Below are 16,492 nucleotides of genomic sequence, written 5' to 3' on the forward strand. Positions count from 1 at the left end.
ACCACCACCGAAGCGGTGCCCCGGCGGGCGGGCCCCATCACGCCCCGATCGGCCCCGGCCCACAGCCCGAGCGAAATCGGCGCTACGGCCGAAGCGAACCGCCACCACAGCCCCACCGAATCGGCACCGCGGCCGAAGCGAACCGGCACCACGCCCCGAGCGAACCGGCACCGCGGCCCCAGCGGACCAACACCACGGCCCGGCCCCGAACGATGTCGGAGCCGGGCCGGTGCCAGCGTCGCTGCGGCGACCGTGCTGCGCTGCGCCTACAGCGCCACGCCCAACAGCGCGTCGACCGCACGCGAGACCACGCCGGGCGCGCCCTCGTCCGTGCCGCCCGATGCGGTCTGCCGGTCCACCCAGCGGTCGACCGCCGCCAGGGCGGTCGGGGCGTCCAGGTCGTCGGCGAGCGCCGCGCGGATCTCCTCGACCAGATCGTCGGCCGCCGGCCCGTCGGGCCGGGAGACGGCGGCGCGCCAGCGCGCCAGCCGCTCGACGGCCGTGCGCAGCACCTCGTCCGTCCACTCCCAGTCGGCCCGGTAGTGGTGGGCGAGGAGGGAGAGGCGGATCGCGGCCGGGTCCACGCCCTCGCGGCGGAGCTGCGAGACGAAGACGAGGTTGCCCTTGGATTTGGACATCTTGGCACCGTCCAGGGCGACCATGCCGGCGTGCACGTACGCCTTGGCGAACGGGCGCTCGCCGGTGAGCACCTGTGCGTGCGATGCGCCCATCTCGTGGTGCGGGAACGCCAGGTCGGAGCCGCCGCCCTGGACGTCGAAGCCCATGCCGAGGTGTTCCAGGGCGATGGCGACGCACTCGATGTGCCAGCCGGGGCGGCCGGGGCCGAGCGAGCCGCCGTCCCAACTGGGCTCGCCCGGGCGGGCGGCCAGCCAGAGCATGGGGTCGAGCGGGTTCTTCTTGCCGGGACGGTCCGGGTCGCCGCCGCGCTCGGCCGACAGCAGCCGCATGGCCTCGGCGTCGAGCCCGGAGACGCCGCCGAAGCCGGGGTCGGACTCGATGGAGAAGTAGATGTCACCGTCGACCTCGTACGCGGCACCGAGCTCGCGCAACCGCTCCACCAGCGGCACGATCCGCGGTATGGACTCGACCGCGCCGATGTAGTGGCGCGGCGGCAGCATCCGCAGGGCGGTCATGTCCTCGCGGAAGAGGGCGGTCTCGCGCTCGGCGAGCGCGGTCCAGTCATCGCCGTTGGCCACCGCGCGCTCCAGCAGCGGATCGTCGATGTCGGTGACGTTCTGGACGTAGTGCACCTGCCGCTTGGTGTCGAGCCACACGCGCTGTACGAGGTCGAACGCGTTGTAGGTCGCCGCGTGTCCCATGTGGGTGGCGTCGTACGGAGTGATGCCGCAGACATAGATGCGGGCGACGGGACCGGGGTCGATGGCGATCGACTCCCCGGTCGCGGTGTCGTGAATCCGGAGGTCGCGGCCCTGACCGGGCAGGGCGGGAACCTCAGAAGCGGGCCAGGCATACATGTCATGAGCGTAACCGGACGCGGCATCCGGCTACGAACCGGATGGCGCGTCTTGGCGTGATACGCGGTCTTGCGGAGCCGGCCTCCACGTGCTGCGTCAGACCGGCGGCCAGGGGATCGGGGGCCACTGCCCACTGGGCTCGGGATGCCTACCGCTCCGTACCAGATCGGCTATTCGGCCGCGGAGCGCCTCGATCTCGGCCGCGGTGATCAGTTCGGCCAAGCGGGCGGCGAGCGGCGCAGTGTCGGCCAGTTCGGCCGAAAGCCGCCGTAGGACCTGACGGGCCTCGTCGGGCAGCGGCTCCCCCGCCCAGCCCCAGAGCAGCGTGCGCAGCTTGTCCTGGACGTGGAAGGCGACGCCGTGGTCGATGGCGTAGAACCCGCCGTCCGCGGTGGGCAGCAGGTGGCCGCCCTTGCGGTCGCCGTTGTTGATGACCGCGTCGAGCACGGCCAGCCGGCGCAGCCGCGGCTGGTCCGCGTGGACGAGGAGCGCGGTGCGGCCCCCGCCGACGTCCGCCTGCCCGACCGCCTTCCAGCCGGGGCCCGGCTCACCGCCCTCGACCAGCGCCAACAGTTGCGGACCCGGGTGATCCTCACCGCCCTCCCCGTCGCCGTCGTCCGGGGCGTCGACCCACAGTTGGCACATGCCCTCGCCGTAGGGCCCGTCGCGCAGCACCGTCGGCGGGATCAGCCCCCACCCGGTGGCCTCGGAGACCTCGTACGCGGCGACCTCGCGCCGGGCCAGGTTGCCGTCGGGGAAGTCCCACAGCGGCCGTTCCCCGACCACCGGCTTGTAGACGCAGGTGAGGCTCTGCCCGCGGTGGCTCGCCGTGCACAGCAGGACCGCGTTGGAGGCGTCGGTGACCTGGCCGCGCACGGTCAGCTCGCCGGCGGCCAGCACCTCGGCCGGGGTGGGCGCGTCGGACGCCGCGGGGGCGGTGGTGGCCGCGCCCTGGGGCGTCAGGCCCCCCTGCGGTAGCCGTTCTGGCGCGGGCATACGTGTCCCTCCGGGTCGAGCGGCAGACTGCACAGCGGGCACGGCGGACGGCCGGCGTTGACGACCTCAAGGGCGCGCTTGGCGAAGGCCCTGGCCATCGTGCCGGTGAGCCGCACCCGCAGCATCGGCGGCCCGTTCACGTCGTCTTGCAGCAACCGTTCCTCGGCCTCGGCGAGGTCCTCGTCGGTGTCGGCTTCGAGCTCGACCAGCGCCTGTGCCTCGACCACCATGCGCTGCTCTTCGCCGTCCCAGGCCAGCGCCATGGTGCCGACCCGGAACTCCTCCTCCACCGGGGCGTCGAGCGGCGCCGTGTCGGTCATCTCGGCCGGCGCGACGGCGGGCACCGGCGCATTGCCGCCGGTGCGCCGCACGACCTCGTCCAGCAGCTCGTCGATCCGCTCGGCCAACGCCTCGACCTGCGCCTTCTCCAGGGCGACGCTGGTGGTCCGGCCGGCCGCCGACGCCTGGAGGAAGAAGGTACGGCGGCCAGGTAGCCCGACCGTACCGGCGACGAAGCGGTCCGGCGGGTCATAGAGGAACACCTGACGGGACAACGTCCTGCTCCATTTTGTTTCGACGGATCGGCTCGGGGTGGGTCTGCGCCGCTGGGGGCACGGGCCCGGCCGCTGGTGGCCGCTGATCCCGCCGTCCTGGGTGCCAAGACCACGGTCTCATGCGCGGAACCACCCTACTGCGCGCGGAGATCACGGTGCTCCCGCGCCACCCCCCACCGCCGCGTCCCCGGCCGCAACGGGCCCTTCTTCGGTGCGCGGCGCCAGTCCTGCGAGGTTCCCGGTGTCCCCGAGCCGCAGCAGGAAGGGGCGCAGCCTGGTGTAGCTGATGGCGGTGATCGAGCACGGCTCGACGGAAATCCGCTGGAAGAGGTCGAGGTGCATGCCCAGCGCGTCGGCGACCAGCGACTTGATGATGTCGCCGTGCGAGCACATGACGTACCGCGCGTCCTCGCCGTGCTCGGCCGCCACCCGCGCGTTCCAGTCCCGCACCGCCTCCACGGCCCTGGCCTGCATGGCCCGCATCGACTCGCCCTCGGGCCCGGGGAAGACGGCGGCCGACGGGTGCCGCTGGACGACCTCCATCATCGGCTCGTCGTTCAACTCCGCGAGTTTGCGGCCCGTCCAGTCGCCGTAATGGCACTCGCCGATCCGCTCGTCGGTGTGCACGGTCAGCTCCGGGCGTGCGGCGAGCAGCGGGGCGAGGGTGTCCGCGCAGCGCGGCAGCGGGCTGCACACGGCGGTCGCCAGCGGCAGCTCCGCGAGGCGTTCGGGCAGGCCGGCGGCTTGCGCGAGGCCGCGTTCGTCGAGCGTCACACCGGGCGACCAGCCGGCGAGCACGCCCGAGGTGTTGGCGGTGGACCGACCGTGTCGGATCAGGATCAGCGTGGGCATGTCGATCAGCGTACGACGCTGATCGGTCGTGCTCACGATGCATATGCGCCGCGGTCGGGGAAGAATCCCCGGCGTGATCGTGGACTGTGCCCTCTACCGTGACGGCCGCCGTGCGGCGGACCCCGCGGACATCTCCGACGCCGTCGAGCAAGCGCGTAGAAGCGGCGACGCGTTCTTGTGGATCGGCCTGTACGAACCGACCGAGGAGGAGTTCAGCGAGGTCACGGGCGAGTTCGGGCTGCACCCGCTGGCCGTGGAGGACGCGCTCAGCGCCCACCAGCGCCCCAAGCTTGAGGTGTACGACGACTCCCTCTTCCTGGTGCTCAAACCGACCCGGTACGAGGAGGGCGGCGCCACCCTGGTCACCGGGGAGCTGATGGTCTTCGTCGGCGACTGCTTCGTGGTGACGGTGCGGCACGGTGCGGCCAACCCGCTCGGTGCGGTGCGCGCACGGCTCGAACAGAGCCCGGAGGTGCTGCGGCACGGCCCGACGGCGGTGTTGTACGCGGTCGCGGACGCGGTGGTGGACCACTACCTGGAGGTGGCCGACGCGCTGCACACCGACCTCGACGCACTGGAGGCGGAGGTGTTCACGCCGGACGGCGCCGGCGCGAGCGGCTCGGCCAGCCGGATCTACGCGTTCAAGCGCAAGGTCCTGGAGTTCCGTCGGGCCACCGCCCCGCTCACCGAGCCGATGGCCCGGCTGGCCAGCGGCACCGTGCCCTTCGTCCACCCCCCGTCCCAGCCCTTCTTCCGCGACGTGAGCGACCACCTGACGCGTACGAACGAACACGTGGAGGGCCTGGACCGGCTGCTGTCGGACATCCTCGCGGCCCATCTGGCGCAGGTGGGCGTCCGGCAGAACGACGACATGCGCAAGATCTCCGCCTGGGCCGCCATGGTGGCCGTGCCGACCATGGTCGCCGGCGTCTACGGCATGAACTTCGACCACATGCCCGAACTGCACCAGCCGTGGGGCTACCCGGCGGCGCTCACCGTCATGGTCGGCTCGATCGTGGTGCTGTACCGGATGTTCAAGCGGCGCGGTTGGCTGTGAGGGCGGCGCGGGTACGCGGGCGCGGGCGCGCGGAGCGGCGCGGAACGACCGGGCGAGCCAGCCGGGGCGGTCGCGGCGGACGAGCCAGCCGGGTCAGGCGAATTCGGCGGCCGTGGTCGCCGGGCCGCCGAGCGCGTTGCGCCGCTCGGGCATGCGCAGCGAGACCATCCGGCGCCAGCCGCCGGCCGCCTCGTACCCGTACACGCCGTGGATGCCGGCGGCCAGCAGCGCGCCCTTGGCCCGCGGCCAGCCGAGCAGCCGTCCCATGTGGTCCGTCACGGCCAGGCTGACCCGGCGGTAGACGCGGATCTCGGCGCGGGCGCTCTCCCGCAGCAGGGCCTGGATCATGCGGCCGTAGCCGGCGCCGGCGAGGCGGAGGAGTTCTTCGTGGCAGTAGGCGAGGTGGTTGTCCTCGTCGTCCGAGATCATCCGGACCGCGCGGCCGATGTCGGGGTCGTCGGCGAAGTACCGGCGCAACAGCCGCATCTGTTCCGCGGCGCGCTGCTCGGTGACCCGGCTGTGCGCGAGGTAGGCGACGATGTCGCGCTCGGTCAGCGGCTGGTCGCCGCGCAGCTTCTCGTGGGCGAGGCCGATGCCGCGCCGCTCCAGGAGCATCGTGTAGTCGGTCTCCGGCGGTACGTCGACGGGGTCGAGGCCGCGCTTGCGGAGCAGGGCCCGGAAGATCCGCCCGTGCTTGTCCTCGTCCGCCCCGTGCCGGGTGATCTTCCCGGTCATGGCCCGCTCCCCCGCCGGCACCAGCGCGGCGATCCGGGCGTTCTCCCAACCGCCCTGTGACTCGCCGCTGGCCGCGATGGAGCAGAACAGCCGGAAGGACTCGTCGTCATCGAGGATCTCCTGGAAGACGCTGCGCGCCGAGAGCACCATCGCCACCTCCATGAAGCGCCGCACGACAACCGTGCGGAACCACCGGGAACACCAGCAACACCGGAACGTCCCCGCACCAGAACCAGTCGAAGGCCGCGGGCCCGCGGCGGCAACAGGGGCCGCGGACGGCTACGCCGGTCGGGTGAGTGCGCCCGGTGCCGCCACGCCCGTAACCGTGTGGCGGGCCCGGCGTTGTGTTGGGTGACGGCCGTGGCGGGGAAGACCCCCGAGCCCCCACCACGGCCGCAGACTTCTCCCCCACCGCGCCGCAGCCGCGCCGCACTCTCGCCGGCGCCCCCTCCCCGCCCCGGGGCTCCTGGCCCTCGGTCCCGGTTTCCCGGTCGGGGCGTCCGAGGGGGCGTGCCAGGGGTCGTACGAGGCTCAGGCCAGCCCGGCGCGCTCCAGGGCCGTCACGCCCGCCCGCAGGCCCGCGAGCCGCTCCTCCAGCGTGAAGCCGGCCGGCATCAGCGACAGGGTGGTCACCCCGGCCTCGGCGTAGGCTCGCATCCGGTCCGCGATCCGCTCGATGGGCCCGACCAGCGTGGTGGCGTCGATCAACTCGTGCGGTACCGCGGCGGCTGCGCCCTTCTTGTCGCCGGCCAGGTACTTCTCCTGGATCTCGGCGGCTGCCTGCTCGTACCCCATGCGCTGGGCGAGCTTGTTGTAGAAGTTCTGCTTGGCGCTGCCCATGCCGCCCACGTACAGCGCGGTGTACGGGCGGAAGTGGTCGGCGAGGGCGGACACGTCATCGCCCACGGCCATCGGGACGGTCGGCACCACGTCGAAGCCGGCGAGGTCCTGGCCGGCCTTGGCCCGCCCGGCGCGCAGCGCGCCCAACGTGGTCTCCTCGGCGTGCTCGGGGGCGAAGAAGACCAGCAGCGCCCCGTCGGCGATCTCGCCGGTCTGCTCCAGGTTCTTCGGGCCGATGGCGGCGACGTAGAGCGGGATGTGCTCCCGGACCGGGTGCACGGTCAGCTTGATGGCCTTGCCCGGGCCGTCCGGGAGGGGCAGTTGCCAGTGCTCGCCCTGGTGGCTGAGCGGTTCGCGCCGCATGGCCTTGCGGATGATCTCCACGTACTCGCGGGTACGGGCCAGCGGCTTGTCGAACTTCACCCCGTACCAGCCCTCGGACACCTGCGGGCCCGAGACGCCGAGGCCGAGGCGGAACCGGCCGCCGGAGAGGGAGTCCAAGGTGGCGGCGGTCATGGCGGTCATCGCGGGCGTGCGCGCGGGGATCTGGAAGATGGCCGAACCGATGTCGATCCGCTCGGTCTGCGCGGCGACCCAGGACAGCACGGTGGGCCCGTCGGAGCCGTACGCCTCGGCCACCCAGCACACGGAGTACCCGAGCCGGTCCGCCTCCTGCGCGACGGCGAGGTTGTCCGCGTCCATTCCCGCACCCCAGTAACCGAGGTTGATGCCCAGCCGCATACCGCTCCCCTTACTCATCAGTAACGTCCCTGTGGCGGGGACTCTAGCGCGCATGGCGTGGCCGCGGCAGTGCCAGGGTTATCCACAGGCCCACCACGGGTCGCGGCGCGGCCAGTAAGGTCAGCGCCCATGGAGCAGAGGCACCTCGGCCGTACGGGCCTGCGCGTATCCCGGATCGGGCTTGGCACGCTGACGTGGGGACGGGACACCGACGAACACGATGCGGCGGACCAACTCAAGACGTTCTGGGACGCGGGCGGCACGCTGGTGGACACGGCCGACGTGTACGCCGACGGCAGCGCCGAGTACCTGCTCGGTCAGTTACTCGACGGGCTGGTGCCGCGGCGCGACCTGCTGATCGCGACCAAGGCGGGCAGCGTGCCCGACCCCGACCGGCGGTTCGACGGCTCCCGCGGGCACCTGCTGGCCGCCCTCGACGCCTCGTTGCAGCGGCTCGGCACGGACTACGTCGACCTGTGGCAGATCCACGCCTACGACCCGGCGACGCCGCTGGAGGAGACGCTCCAGGCCCTGGACATCGCGGTGAGCAGCGGCCGGGCGCGGTACGCGGGGGTGTCCAACTTCTGCGGCTGGCAGTTGGCGAAGGCGGCCACCTGGCAGCTCGCCGCGCCGGGCCCGCGCGCCCGGCTGGCCAGTACGCAGATGGAGTACTCGCTGCTCCAGCGCGGCGTGGAGCGCGAGGTGCTGCCGGCGGCGCAGGACCTCGGCATCGGGCTGCTGCCCTCCTCGCCGCTGGGCCGTGGCGTGCTGACGGGCAAGTACCGGCACGCCACGCCGGCGGACTCGCGGGGCGCGTCGGAGCAGTGGGCGCCGTTCGTCGCGCCGTACCTGGACGACACGGCCAGCCGCATCGTCGACGCGGTGGCCACCGCTGCCGACGGGCTGTCCACGACCGCGCTCCAGGTGGCGCTGGCCTGGGTGCGCGACCGACCCGGGGTGGTCGCGCCGATCGTGGGCGCGCGCAATGCGCAGCAGCTCAGAGCGGCTCTGTCGGTGGAGGCCCTTACGCTTCCTGACGAGATCTGCCAGGCGCTCGACGACGTCTCTGCGCCGCTGCACCGCTATCCCGATCACGACTGGAGCACGCTGTGAGTTCCGACCGCCCCGCGGGCGAGGCCACCTCCCCATCCGAGGGAGACACCGCACCGCAGGGGGACCCCGCGCCCGACCCGACCCCGACCGCGGGCGACCCGACGGCCGACCCCGCCGCGCCGGACGCCCGACCGGACGGCGTCCCCGCGCAGGCGGCGGCAGCCGAGCCGGAGGCCCGCCCGACGGCGGCCGACGCCGCGGCGCCGACGGACGGCGCGCAGTCGGCCTCGGGCGCGGGCGAGCCGGCGGCGGTGCGGGAGGCGGCTGCCGGGGCCCACGGGGCAGGCGCCGCTGCGGCCTCCCCGGTCATGGCCGGGAAGGCGGGGCAGGACGGGGAGGCGCCCGCGGCCGATGCCGAGCCGGCGGAGCCGGCGGCGGACGCAGCGGACTCAACAGATGTGGCCGAGACGGCGGGTCCAGCAGGCTCAGCGGGGGCGGCGGACACGGACGCGGCGGGCGGTGCCGAAGCCGGCGTTGCGGACAGCACAGCGGGCCCGGGTGCGGAGCCGGCGCCGGCTGCGGTTGCGGCTACGGCTGCGGCTAACGGACGTGTGCCGGCAGGCGCGGGCGCGTCCGCCGAGCAGGGCGCCCCTGACGGCCAGGAAGAGCCGGCGGGCGCGGGCGGGGCCGCGGCCGAGGCGGGCGCGGCTGCCAGCGCGCCGTCGAACGCAGCGACGGGTGCACCGGCCGGCGCCGCGCCCCGCGGCTCCGGTGGCGCTCGGGCCGACGGGGGCGGCAAGCGGTCGGCCGCCGCCGAGGCGCTGGCGGCTGCGGTGCGTGCCGTCGAGCGCGGCGAGGCGGACGCTGCGTCGTTCTTCACCGAATCCTCCCGGCGAACCCGGCCGGCCACCGCGCCCCGCCCCGCCGGCGCCGCCCCCGGCGGTCCCGCACCGGCGGCGACCGGCCCGCAGCGGCCGGGCAGCGCCGACGACAGCGGCCACGGCCCCCAGCCGAGCGGCCCCACCGGCCGCCCCGTACACCCGGCGGCTCCACAGGGCGGCCCGGCTGCCCCGTACGAGGCGGTGGCCGGCGACGACACCTCGCACGCGGGCCCGGACGCGTACCGGGCCAGCCCGACCGACGGCACGGGCAGTGCGGGCGGTACGACGTACTCCGGGCCGCAGGCCGCGGGGCCCGGCGGACCGGCCGCTGGTGGCGGACGATCCCCGCAGGCCGGGCCGGCAGCACCGACAGCACCGACGACATCAGCAACACCGGCCGCACCGTTCGACGGCCCCGACGCCGCCACGGAGTTGGACCGCACGCGCCAGGTGTTGGCCGCCGGTGGGGCGCCGGAACAACTGGCCGAGCAGGTGGTGCGGACGCTGGGCGAGCGGGCCGCGACCGCCCTGCGGGAGGATCCGTGGCTCCTGCTGGCCGTCGCCGGCGTCCGCCCCGAGCAGGCGGACGGCTTCGCCCGGGCCCTGCTCGGGGCCGAGTGCGGCCCCGGTGACGCGCGGCGCGCGCGGGCGCTGGTCAGTTGGCTCCTGGAGCGCGCGGCCCTCGAAGGCCACACGGCCCGGGAGACCTCCGCGCTGCGCGCGGCGCTCGCCGGGCAGGCCGTCCCCGACCCCGACGAGGCCCTGCGCGAGGCCGTCGCGGAGGGCGGAGTGCTGGTCTTCCAGGACGCCCTGGAAACCCCCGGTGCCGCCCCGCGTGCCCAGGACGACGCCGAGGAGGAGGAACAGCCGGTACGGGTCCTGTTGGGGCTCGACCGGTACGCCCTGGCCGAGGAGAGCCTGGCCGACGGACTGGCCCGGTTGATCAACACCTTCGACCCGACGGCCGAACCCACGCCGCCCACCGCCCCGGACGACACGGACGGGTCGCACGCCGCGGGTCCGCACGCCGCGGACGACACGAGTGGCCCGGCCGCCACCGACGACGGCACCGGCACCGGCACCGGCACCGGCACCCCGGAGGAGGCTCCGACCTGGGACTCCCTGGCGGAGGCAGCCCCCTCGTCGTCGGCCGCCGAGTTGATCAGAGCCGCGGCGGCGCACGGGCTGGTGGTGCACAGCGGGGGCGAGCGTGCCCGGGCCGAGCCGGTGGCGCTCGTCGCCGCCGCGCACGCCCGCGGACTACGGGCCTACGCGGCGGCGCACAGCGACGACGGCCGGCAGCGGCTGGCCGCGGCGCTGGCCGCCGCCGACCTCCCCGCAACCCTCGCGGTGACCGTCGCCGGGCTGCTCACCGACGCCGAGGGCCCCGGCCGGGACGCGGAGGGCGCGCTGGGGCTCGACCTGCTCGCGGTGCTCGACGCCCCGCACCTGGACGTGGAGGGCGCGGCGGCGCTGGTGGAGTGGCTGCCGGACGGCTGCCGGCTGGTGCTGAGCGGCGATCCGGGGGTGCTCGGTTCGGCCGGGCCCGGACGGGTCTTCGGCGATCTGCTGGCCGCCCGCGCCTGCCCACAGGTGGTGTCCAGGACGCCGGACCCCGGACCCATCGGCGAGTTGGTCTCCGGCATCGGCATCGGCGAGCTCCAGCAGGTCGCGGCGCCTGGCAAGGAGGTCGTGATCGTGCCGGTGCGGGACGCGGGCGAGGCCGTGCACCGCACGGTGCAGTTGGTGGCCGACTCGGTGCCGCGGGCGATCGGCGTACCGGTGCCGGACATCCAGGTGATCACCGTCGGACACGGCGGCGCCGCCGGCACCCGGGCGCTCAACGCCGCCCTCAAGGAACGCCTCAACCCCGGGCCCGGTCGGTTCGCCGGCTTCGACCCGGGCGACCGCGTCGCCTATGCGGTGGCCCCGGGGCGTACGGTCACCGGCACGGTGGTCGCCGCGGAGCCGGCCGGCCTGCGGCTCGACTGCGGCGGCGCCGGGGTACTCGTGGAACGGGCGCGGATCGCGGACGCGCTGCGGCACGGCTGGGCGATCACGGCGCACCAGGCGGCCGGCCGCCGCTGGCCCGCCGCCGTCGCCGTGCTGCCGGGCGACGCGGGCCACCTGCTCACCCGGGCCTGGGTCTACACCGCGTTCAGCCGCGGCGAGCAGCACCTGTCGGTGGTGCACGGCGTGGGCCAGGCGCTGCCGCACGCGGTGGCCGAGGTGCCGGCCACGGAGCGTACGACCCGGCTGCGGGCCCTGCTCCACGCCCAGACCCCGACGGTCTGAGCCCCACCGCGCGGGGCGCCGGGCCCGTACGGTGGCCGGCGCCCCGGGCGCACGCCAGCCCCGGGTCGCCCCGTGCGCCCGCGGCAGGGCGCACGGGGCGGCGCTGGCCCGGCCACCGGAAGCCGCGCTCCCGGCCGGACGTACGGGCCCGGGCCACCGGGCGCGGCCCCTCCCACCACCCGTACACCGCCCCACGCCCCTGCCCGCCAGCGCCCCGCGCGAGCCCGTATCCACCGGGCACGCGAACGGGCCGCCGCCCCGCCGGCGTCGACCAGCAGGGCAGCGGCCCGAAAGCAGACCCGGCCCGGGGGGCCCGGCAGAGCAAGCCCCGGCTAGGGCTCCGGCTCAAGCAGTTCCAGGTCGTCGTCGACGTCATCGTCCACGTCGTCGGGTTCCTCGTCGAAGACCGTGCTCACATCGAAGCGGCAGACGATGCGCTGCGGGTCGGTGTGGTCGAACGGCGCCGCCAGCCACTCCCCCGGCTCGGCCGGCTCGTCGGTGGCCGCCACCCAGAGCGTGGAGTCCCCCTCCTCCAGGCCGAACTCCTTGTGCCGGGAGGCGATTTCATCCGGTTCGTACTCTCCGAAGAGGACCCCGAGCGCGGCGTGCACGCTGCCTCCGACGGCCGCGGCCGACGTGCCCTTGCCGGACAGGCCGTTGCCCGCGATCACGTCCGGATCCAGGTCGGCGATCCGCTGCGCCTGGGAGAGCAGGCGCTGCGGCTCGGACACCGCGTAGTCCCTGCGGATCAGCACGCTGACGGCGCTCGGTTCCTCCGGCCCGTCGTAGGCGGGCAGCGTGTCGTCGCCGGGGATCTCGAAGGGCGTGACTTCGTCGTACGCGTCGTAGAGGAGTTCGTCGTAGGTCTCGGCAGCCGCGGCCAGTTCGTTGAACGCGGCGTAGACGGCCGGGTCGTCCCCGCCGACCCGTCGCTCGACGGCATCGAGGTGGCGATCCAGTGCGGCTTTCACCGCTTCAGCGGCGGCGCGTACCTCGGCAGCAGATGGCTGCGCAGCATCAGACATAGTGCAGACGCTATCCGTACCAGGGCAGTTCCCGCACAATAGATGCGATGCCGGAATACGAATTCTGCGATGTGTACGTGCCTCGGGGGGTATCCCGCAAGGCCACGACTCGCCTACTGACCGAACATGCCGAGTACGGACACTGGGAGTTGGACCGCCTGCGGCTCAACCCCGACGGCAGCCGCAAGGTGCGGCTGCGCCGCCGGATCATCCGGCAGTTGCGTGCGACCTGGTGACGCGGCGCGGGCCCGATGCCCCTGGGCCCGCGCCGCGCTCCACCCGTGGTCACCGACGCGCACCCGCTGGTGTCGGATCGGCCCGCACCGCCCCGGCCGACCCGGTCGACGGGGGCGGGGCGGTGCCTGCGGCAGCGGTTAGGCGGCGCGCGACCTGCGGTAGAGCACCGTGCCTGCGAGCAGCAGGCCGGCGCTGGCGGGCAGGGCGATGGCCAACGAACCGGCGCCGGTGGCGGCGAGCTGGTCGGTGGCCTTGGAGATCAGGTCCTCAGCGGGGCGCTCCGAGCGGGACGCCGGCAGCTCGGGGCCGCGCTCCATGTGCGTCTCGGTCTGCGGGGGCGTCTGCACCCAGGGCCCGGGCGGCTGCTCGGCGTGCGGCGGCTTGACCGGCTCCGGCTTGGGCGCCGGCTCCGGACGTGGCTTGCCCTCGGGCTTCGGCTCGGGCTTCGGCTCGGGCTTGGGCTTCGGCGGCGTCACTTCCTCCCGCTCGGGCGGCTGGGGCGGCGTCTCGCGGACCACGGGTCCGGCGTCGTTGGCGCACTTGTTGCCGAGCGCCGGGTTCAGCAGCCCGATGACGTTGATCGTGTTGCCGCAGGCGTTGACCGGCACGTGCAGCGGCACCTGGAGGTTGTTGCCGGAGCCCACACCGGGCGACCCGTGGGCGCCGCCCTGGGCCAGCGCCCCGCCGGACTGCGTGCCCTGCGCGGGCACCCCGCCAGGCCGCGGAGCGCTCTGCCCCGGGCCCGTGTGCTTCCCGGTCCCACCGGGCGTGGTCTTGCCGGGTGCCGTCTTGCCGGGCGTCTTGCCCGGCTTGGCCTTCCCGGTGGTGCCGCTGCCGTCCACGTTGGCGCATCTGTTGCCGGCTGCCGGGTTGAGCGCGCCGACCACGTCCACGGTGTTGCCGCAGGCGTTGAGCGGGATGTGGATCGGCACTTGTACGTTGTTGCCGGACAGGACGCCCGGTGAGCTCGTGGTGGCACCGCTGGCGGCCGAGTCCGCTTGCGCGTAACCGCCGGCCACGGCGAGTACGCCACCCGCGGCGGCCATGGTGATCAGGCCCTTCTTCGCGACCTGTCGCATAGGTTTGGTTCCCCTGATTCTTGCCGTCCGGAAGACACGGGAGCGCGAGCGCGCCCCGCGCCAATGCCCAGCGGCCCCGGAGTGCATGGCGCGCACTCCGGGGCCGCCCGGGTCTCACCCCCTTGCGGGGGCGAGGCTTAACGTCACTTGTTGATGCAGGTGTTGCCCAGGGCCGGGTTCAGCAGCCCGATCACGGAGATGGTGTTGCCGCAGACGTTCACCGGCACGTGGACGGGCACCTGGATGTTGTTGCCCGAGATCACGCCGGGCGAGCCCACGGCAGCACCCTGGGCGCCCGAGTCGGCGGCGGCAACGCCCGCGCCGGCGAGCAGCAGGCCACCAGTGGCAGCCGCAGCAGCGACGACCTTCTTGATCATTCTTCCTCCTTGTTGGCAATGCGGCCCCAGCCGCGGACCGCACACCCTGTAACGAAGGGGAAGTATTCGAGCAACGCGTCAAACAGGGCGTTCACTCTTCTCAGCTAACGCCCCGGGTGTCACTTGCGAAACGTGTCGATTCCGGACCCGTCGACACCCCTCGGCGACACCGAACGATCAGCAAGCGTCGATGAACCGGTCGAGCACCCGGACCCCGAACTTGAGCCCGTCCACCGGCACCCGCTCGTCCACGCCGTGGAACATCCCGGCGAAGTCCAGCTCCGGGGGGAGCTTCAGCGGCGCGAAGCCGAAGCCGCGGATGCCCAGGTCGTCGAAGGACTTGGCGTCGGTGCCCGCCGAGAGGCAGTACGGCACGGCGCGGGCGATCGGGTCCTCGGCGCGCAGCGCGGTCTGCATGGCGTCCACCAGCGCCCCGTCGAAGGTGGTCTCAAGGGCCTTGTCCGCGTGTACGTCCTCGCGCTTGACGCGCGGGCCGAGGATGCGGTCGAGGTCGGCCAGGAACTCCTCCTCGAAGCCCGGCAGGAAACGGCCGTCGACGTGCGCGGTGGCCTGGCCGGGGATCACGTTGACCTTGTAGCCCGAGTCGAGCATGGTCGGGTTGGCGGTGTTCCGCAGCGTGGCGCCGATGATCTTGGCGAGGCTGCCCAGCTTCTCCAGCGTCCCGTCCATGTCCTCGGGGTCGAGCGGCACGCCGAGCGCGTCGGAGAGCTCGTCCAGGAAGGACCGTACGGTCTTGGTGACGCGCACCGGGAACTGGTGCCGACCAAGGCGCGCGACCGCCTCGCTGAGCTCGGTGATCGCGTTGTCCTTGTGGATCATCGAGCCGTGGCCCGCCGTGCCGTCCACGGTGAGCTTCATCCAGTGCATGCCCTTTTGCGCGGTCTCCACCAGGTAGAGGCGCAGGTTCTCGTTGACGGTCAGCGAGAAGCCGCCGACCTCGCTGATCGCCTCGTTGACGCCCTCGAAGAGGCCCGGGTGGTTGTCGACCAGGTAGCGCGCCCCGTACGTGCCGCCCGCCTCCTCGTCGGCGAGGAAGGCCAGCACGATGTCGCGCGGGGGCTTGCGGCCGGTGCGCAGCCGGTCGCGGACGACCGCGAGCGTCATCGCGTCCATGTCCTTCATGTCCACGGCGCCGCGGCCCCAGAGGCAGCCGTCGGCGATCTCCCCGGAGAAGGGGTGGTGCGTCCAGTCGTCCGCGTTGGCCGGAACGACGTCGGTGTGTCCGTGGATCAGCAGGGCCGGCCGCGAGGGGTCCTCGCCCGCGATGCGCGCGACCGTCGACGCCCGGCCCTGGTGCGACTCGAAGATCTGCGGTTCGAGGCCCACCTCGGCGAGCTTCTCCGCGACGTACTCGGCGGCGGCGCGCTCGCCGGGGCCCGAGTGGTCGCCGTAGTTACTGGTGTCGATGCGGATCAGGTCCCGGCACAGGTCGACGACCTCGTCCTCGCCGGTGATGCTGGAACCGGTCCCGGCCGGGTTCGACTCGCTCACGCTGCCTCCTCGTCGTTCGTACGCCGCGCGTCCACCCCCGGGCGGGGTCGCCCGAGGCGTGGTCCGCCGTCCATACTCCCGCGCCGCCGTGCCCAGCCCAAGGCGGAAATACTGCCGATACGCGCTCGTCACACGGGTCCGCGGGCCGTCCGGCCGGGTGATCGAGCACCCCCGGATGTTTGCTATGGTTTTCCACGTCGGAACGGGCACGGCCCGGGCGGCAGACACCTAGTCCGGGTGGCGGAATGGCAGACGCGCTAGCTTGAGGTGCTAGTGCCCTTTATCGGGCGTGGGGGTTCAAGTCCCCCCTCGGACACCAGCTAAATCCCCACGGTTGTTCTCTGGCCGTGGGGATTTCGTGTTGCGCTCGTCGAGTCTGATCTCGGCGCGCACGATCGCGCGGTGGGCTTCGTAGGTGAGGTGGAGGCCGAGGCGTCGGTAGATCTCGGTCTTGTCAGCGGTCTTAACTTTTCTGGACGACGGTGGTGAGATCGCTGATGGAACGCACGATCCGCGCGATCTCGTCCTGGCTCATGCAGGCGGTGGGGCCACGGGTGGCGGCACGGAGGTCGGCCTCGGCTTTGACGCGGCGAGCCTGGGTTTCGGCGATCCATTGGGTGACGACGGTTGGGTCGGCCCCCGGCTTCGAGGGCGGCGCGGTGGGTGGCGAGCTTGGCATCGCAGTCGGTGATGACTCTCCGGGCCGTGGCGGCTGTGGTGGTGGCGCCTTCGGGCTCGGCAGCCGTGCTGAGGGACATCTGA

General features: G+C 73.7%; 15 protein-coding genes and 1 tRNA gene. 5 read left to right on the plus strand and 11 right to left on the minus strand.

The genetic code is table 11. The features are described from left to right. Positions 1–266: 266 nt before the first annotated feature. The 4 genes from mshC to ACMA1D_RS15165 form a co-directional block, all read right to left on the minus strand. On the minus strand, positions 267–1,496 hold the full coding sequence (mshC, locus tag ACMA1D_RS15150; RefSeq protein WP_414724488.1) for a cysteine--1-D-myo-inosityl 2-amino-2-deoxy-alpha-D-glucopyranoside ligase: 1,230 nt from the start codon (positions 1,494–1,496) through the stop codon (positions 267–269). Between the two features lie 96 nt (positions 1,497–1,592). Continuing rightward, complete coding sequence (locus tag ACMA1D_RS15155) at positions 1,593–2,492, minus strand: SCO1664 family protein (RefSeq protein WP_414724489.1); 900 nt, start codon at positions 2,490–2,492, stop codon at positions 1,593–1,595. After that, entirely contained in the window at positions 2,456–3,046 is a 591-nt protein-coding gene (locus ACMA1D_RS15160) for a DUF3090 domain-containing protein (RefSeq protein WP_349994129.1), read from the minus strand. The genes ACMA1D_RS15155 and ACMA1D_RS15160 overlap by 37 nt, the downstream gene beginning before the upstream one ends. Positions 3,047–3,196: 150 nt before the next feature. Next, complete coding sequence (locus ACMA1D_RS15165) at positions 3,197–3,898, minus strand: histidine phosphatase family protein (protein WP_414724536.1); 702 nt, start codon at positions 3,896–3,898, stop codon at positions 3,197–3,199. A gap of 64 nt (positions 3,899–3,962) precedes the next feature. Here ACMA1D_RS15165 and corA point away from each other — a divergent pair, with 64 nt between their 5' ends. Continuing rightward, positions 3,963–4,955, plus strand: a complete 993-nt coding sequence (gene corA, locus ACMA1D_RS15170; RefSeq protein ID WP_414724537.1) for a magnesium/cobalt transporter CorA — start codon at positions 3,963–3,965, stop codon at positions 4,953–4,955. Between the two features lie 93 nt (positions 4,956–5,048). Here corA and ACMA1D_RS15175 read toward each other — a convergent pair whose 3' ends face one another. Together ACMA1D_RS15175 and ACMA1D_RS15180 are read right to left on the minus strand one after the other, a co-directional pair. Continuing rightward, positions 5,049–5,837 carry a ferritin-like domain-containing protein gene (locus ACMA1D_RS15175; protein ID WP_414724538.1) on the minus strand — a complete coding sequence of 263 codons (789 nt, stop codon included), beginning with the start codon at positions 5,835–5,837 and terminating at the stop codon, positions 5,049–5,051. A 384-nt stretch (positions 5,838–6,221) separates the two neighbouring features. Further along, on the minus strand, positions 6,222–7,271 hold the full coding sequence (locus ACMA1D_RS15180) for an LLM class F420-dependent oxidoreductase (RefSeq protein WP_414724539.1): 1,050 nt from the start codon (positions 7,269–7,271) through the stop codon (positions 6,222–6,224). Between the two features lie 129 nt (positions 7,272–7,400). Here ACMA1D_RS15180 and ACMA1D_RS15185 point away from each other — a divergent pair, with 129 nt between their 5' ends. After that, positions 7,401–8,384, plus strand: a complete 984-nt coding sequence (locus ACMA1D_RS15185; RefSeq protein WP_414724490.1) for an aldo/keto reductase — start codon at positions 7,401–7,403, stop codon at positions 8,382–8,384. Next, entirely contained in the window at positions 8,381–11,500 is a 3,120-nt protein-coding gene (locus tag ACMA1D_RS15190; protein WP_414724491.1) for a helix-hairpin-helix domain-containing protein, read from the plus strand. Before ACMA1D_RS15185 ends, ACMA1D_RS15190 begins: the two co-directional genes overlap by 4 nt. A 332-nt stretch (positions 11,501–11,832) precedes the next feature. Here the strand turns inward: ACMA1D_RS15190 and ACMA1D_RS15195 are convergent, their stop codons facing one another. Beyond that, positions 11,833–12,525 carry a hypothetical protein gene (locus ACMA1D_RS15195; protein WP_414724492.1) on the minus strand — a complete coding sequence of 231 codons (693 nt, stop codon included), beginning with the start codon at positions 12,523–12,525 and terminating at the stop codon, positions 11,833–11,835. 47 nt (positions 12,526–12,572) lie between these two features. Between ACMA1D_RS15195 and ACMA1D_RS15200 the strand changes: the two genes are divergently transcribed. Then, entirely contained in the window at positions 12,573–12,761 is a 189-nt protein-coding gene (locus ACMA1D_RS15200) for a DUF5703 family protein (protein ID WP_349997543.1), read from the plus strand. A 138-nt stretch (positions 12,762–12,899) separates the two neighbouring features. Here ACMA1D_RS15200 and ACMA1D_RS15205 read toward each other — a convergent pair whose 3' ends face one another. The 3 genes from ACMA1D_RS15205 to ACMA1D_RS15215 all read right to left on the minus strand — a co-directional run bounded on the left by ACMA1D_RS15205 (position 12,900) and on the right by ACMA1D_RS15215 (position 15,730). Continuing rightward, positions 12,900–13,841, minus strand: a complete 942-nt coding sequence (locus ACMA1D_RS15205) for a chaplin (protein WP_414724493.1) — start codon at positions 13,839–13,841, stop codon at positions 12,900–12,902. Between the two features lie 143 nt (positions 13,842–13,984). Next, positions 13,985–14,218, minus strand: a complete 234-nt coding sequence (gene chpH / locus ACMA1D_RS15210; protein ID WP_349993326.1) for a chaplin ChpH — start codon at positions 14,216–14,218, stop codon at positions 13,985–13,987. A gap of 177 nt (positions 14,219–14,395) precedes the next feature. Further along, positions 14,396–15,730, minus strand: a complete 1,335-nt coding sequence (locus ACMA1D_RS15215; RefSeq protein ID WP_414724494.1) for a M20/M25/M40 family metallo-hydrolase — start codon at positions 15,728–15,730, stop codon at positions 14,396–14,398. Positions 15,731–15,961: 231 nt separating this feature from the next. Here ACMA1D_RS15215 and ACMA1D_RS15220 point away from each other — a divergent pair. Next, positions 15,962–16,049, plus strand: a tRNA-Leu gene (locus tag ACMA1D_RS15220). Between the two features lie 144 nt (positions 16,050–16,193). On the opposite strand, the gene ACMA1D_RS15225 is transcribed toward ACMA1D_RS15220, so the two are convergent. Further along, entirely contained in the window at positions 16,194–16,409 is a 216-nt protein-coding gene (locus ACMA1D_RS15225) for a hypothetical protein (protein WP_414724548.1), read from the minus strand. Between the last annotated feature and the right edge of the window lie 83 nt (positions 16,410–16,492).

The sequence above is a fragment of the Streptomyces sp. 796.1 genome (assembly GCF_047525675.1).
Classification (GTDB): Bacteria; Actinomycetota; Actinomycetes; order Streptomycetales; family Streptomycetaceae; genus Streptomyces.

Excerpts from the sequence above, each read along its gene's own strand:
- mshC (WP_414724488.1), bottom strand. The coding sequence starts at position 1,496 with ATGTATGCCTGGCCCGCTTCTGAGGTTCCCGCCCTGCCCGGTCAGGGC.
- ACMA1D_RS15155 (WP_414724489.1), bottom strand. The coding sequence starts at position 2,492 with ATGCCCGCGCCAGAACGGCTACCGCAGGGGGGCCTGACGCCCCAGGGC.
- ACMA1D_RS15165 (WP_414724536.1), bottom strand. The coding sequence starts at position 3,898 with ATGCCCACGCTGATCCTGATCCGACACGGTCGGTCCACCGCCAACACC.
- ACMA1D_RS15180 (WP_414724539.1), bottom strand. The coding sequence starts at position 7,271 with ATGCGGCTGGGCATCAACCTCGGTTACTGGGGTGCGGGAATGGACGCG.
- ACMA1D_RS15185 (WP_414724490.1), top strand. The coding sequence starts at position 7,401 with ATGGAGCAGAGGCACCTCGGCCGTACGGGCCTGCGCGTATCCCGGATC.
- ACMA1D_RS15195 (WP_414724492.1), bottom strand. The coding sequence starts at position 12,525 with ATGTCTGATGCTGCGCAGCCATCTGCTGCCGAGGTACGCGCCGCCGCT.
- ACMA1D_RS15200 (WP_349997543.1), top strand. The coding sequence starts at position 12,573 with ATGCCGGAATACGAATTCTGCGATGTGTACGTGCCTCGGGGGGTATCC.
- ACMA1D_RS15205 (WP_414724493.1), bottom strand. The coding sequence starts at position 13,841 with ATGCGACAGGTCGCGAAGAAGGGCCTGATCACCATGGCCGCCGCGGGT.
- chpH (WP_349993326.1), bottom strand. The coding sequence starts at position 14,218 with ATGATCAAGAAGGTCGTCGCTGCTGCGGCTGCCACTGGTGGCCTGCTG.
- ACMA1D_RS15225 (WP_414724548.1), bottom strand. The coding sequence starts at position 16,409 with ATGCCAAGCTCGCCACCCACCGCGCCGCCCTCGAAGCCGGGGGCCGAC.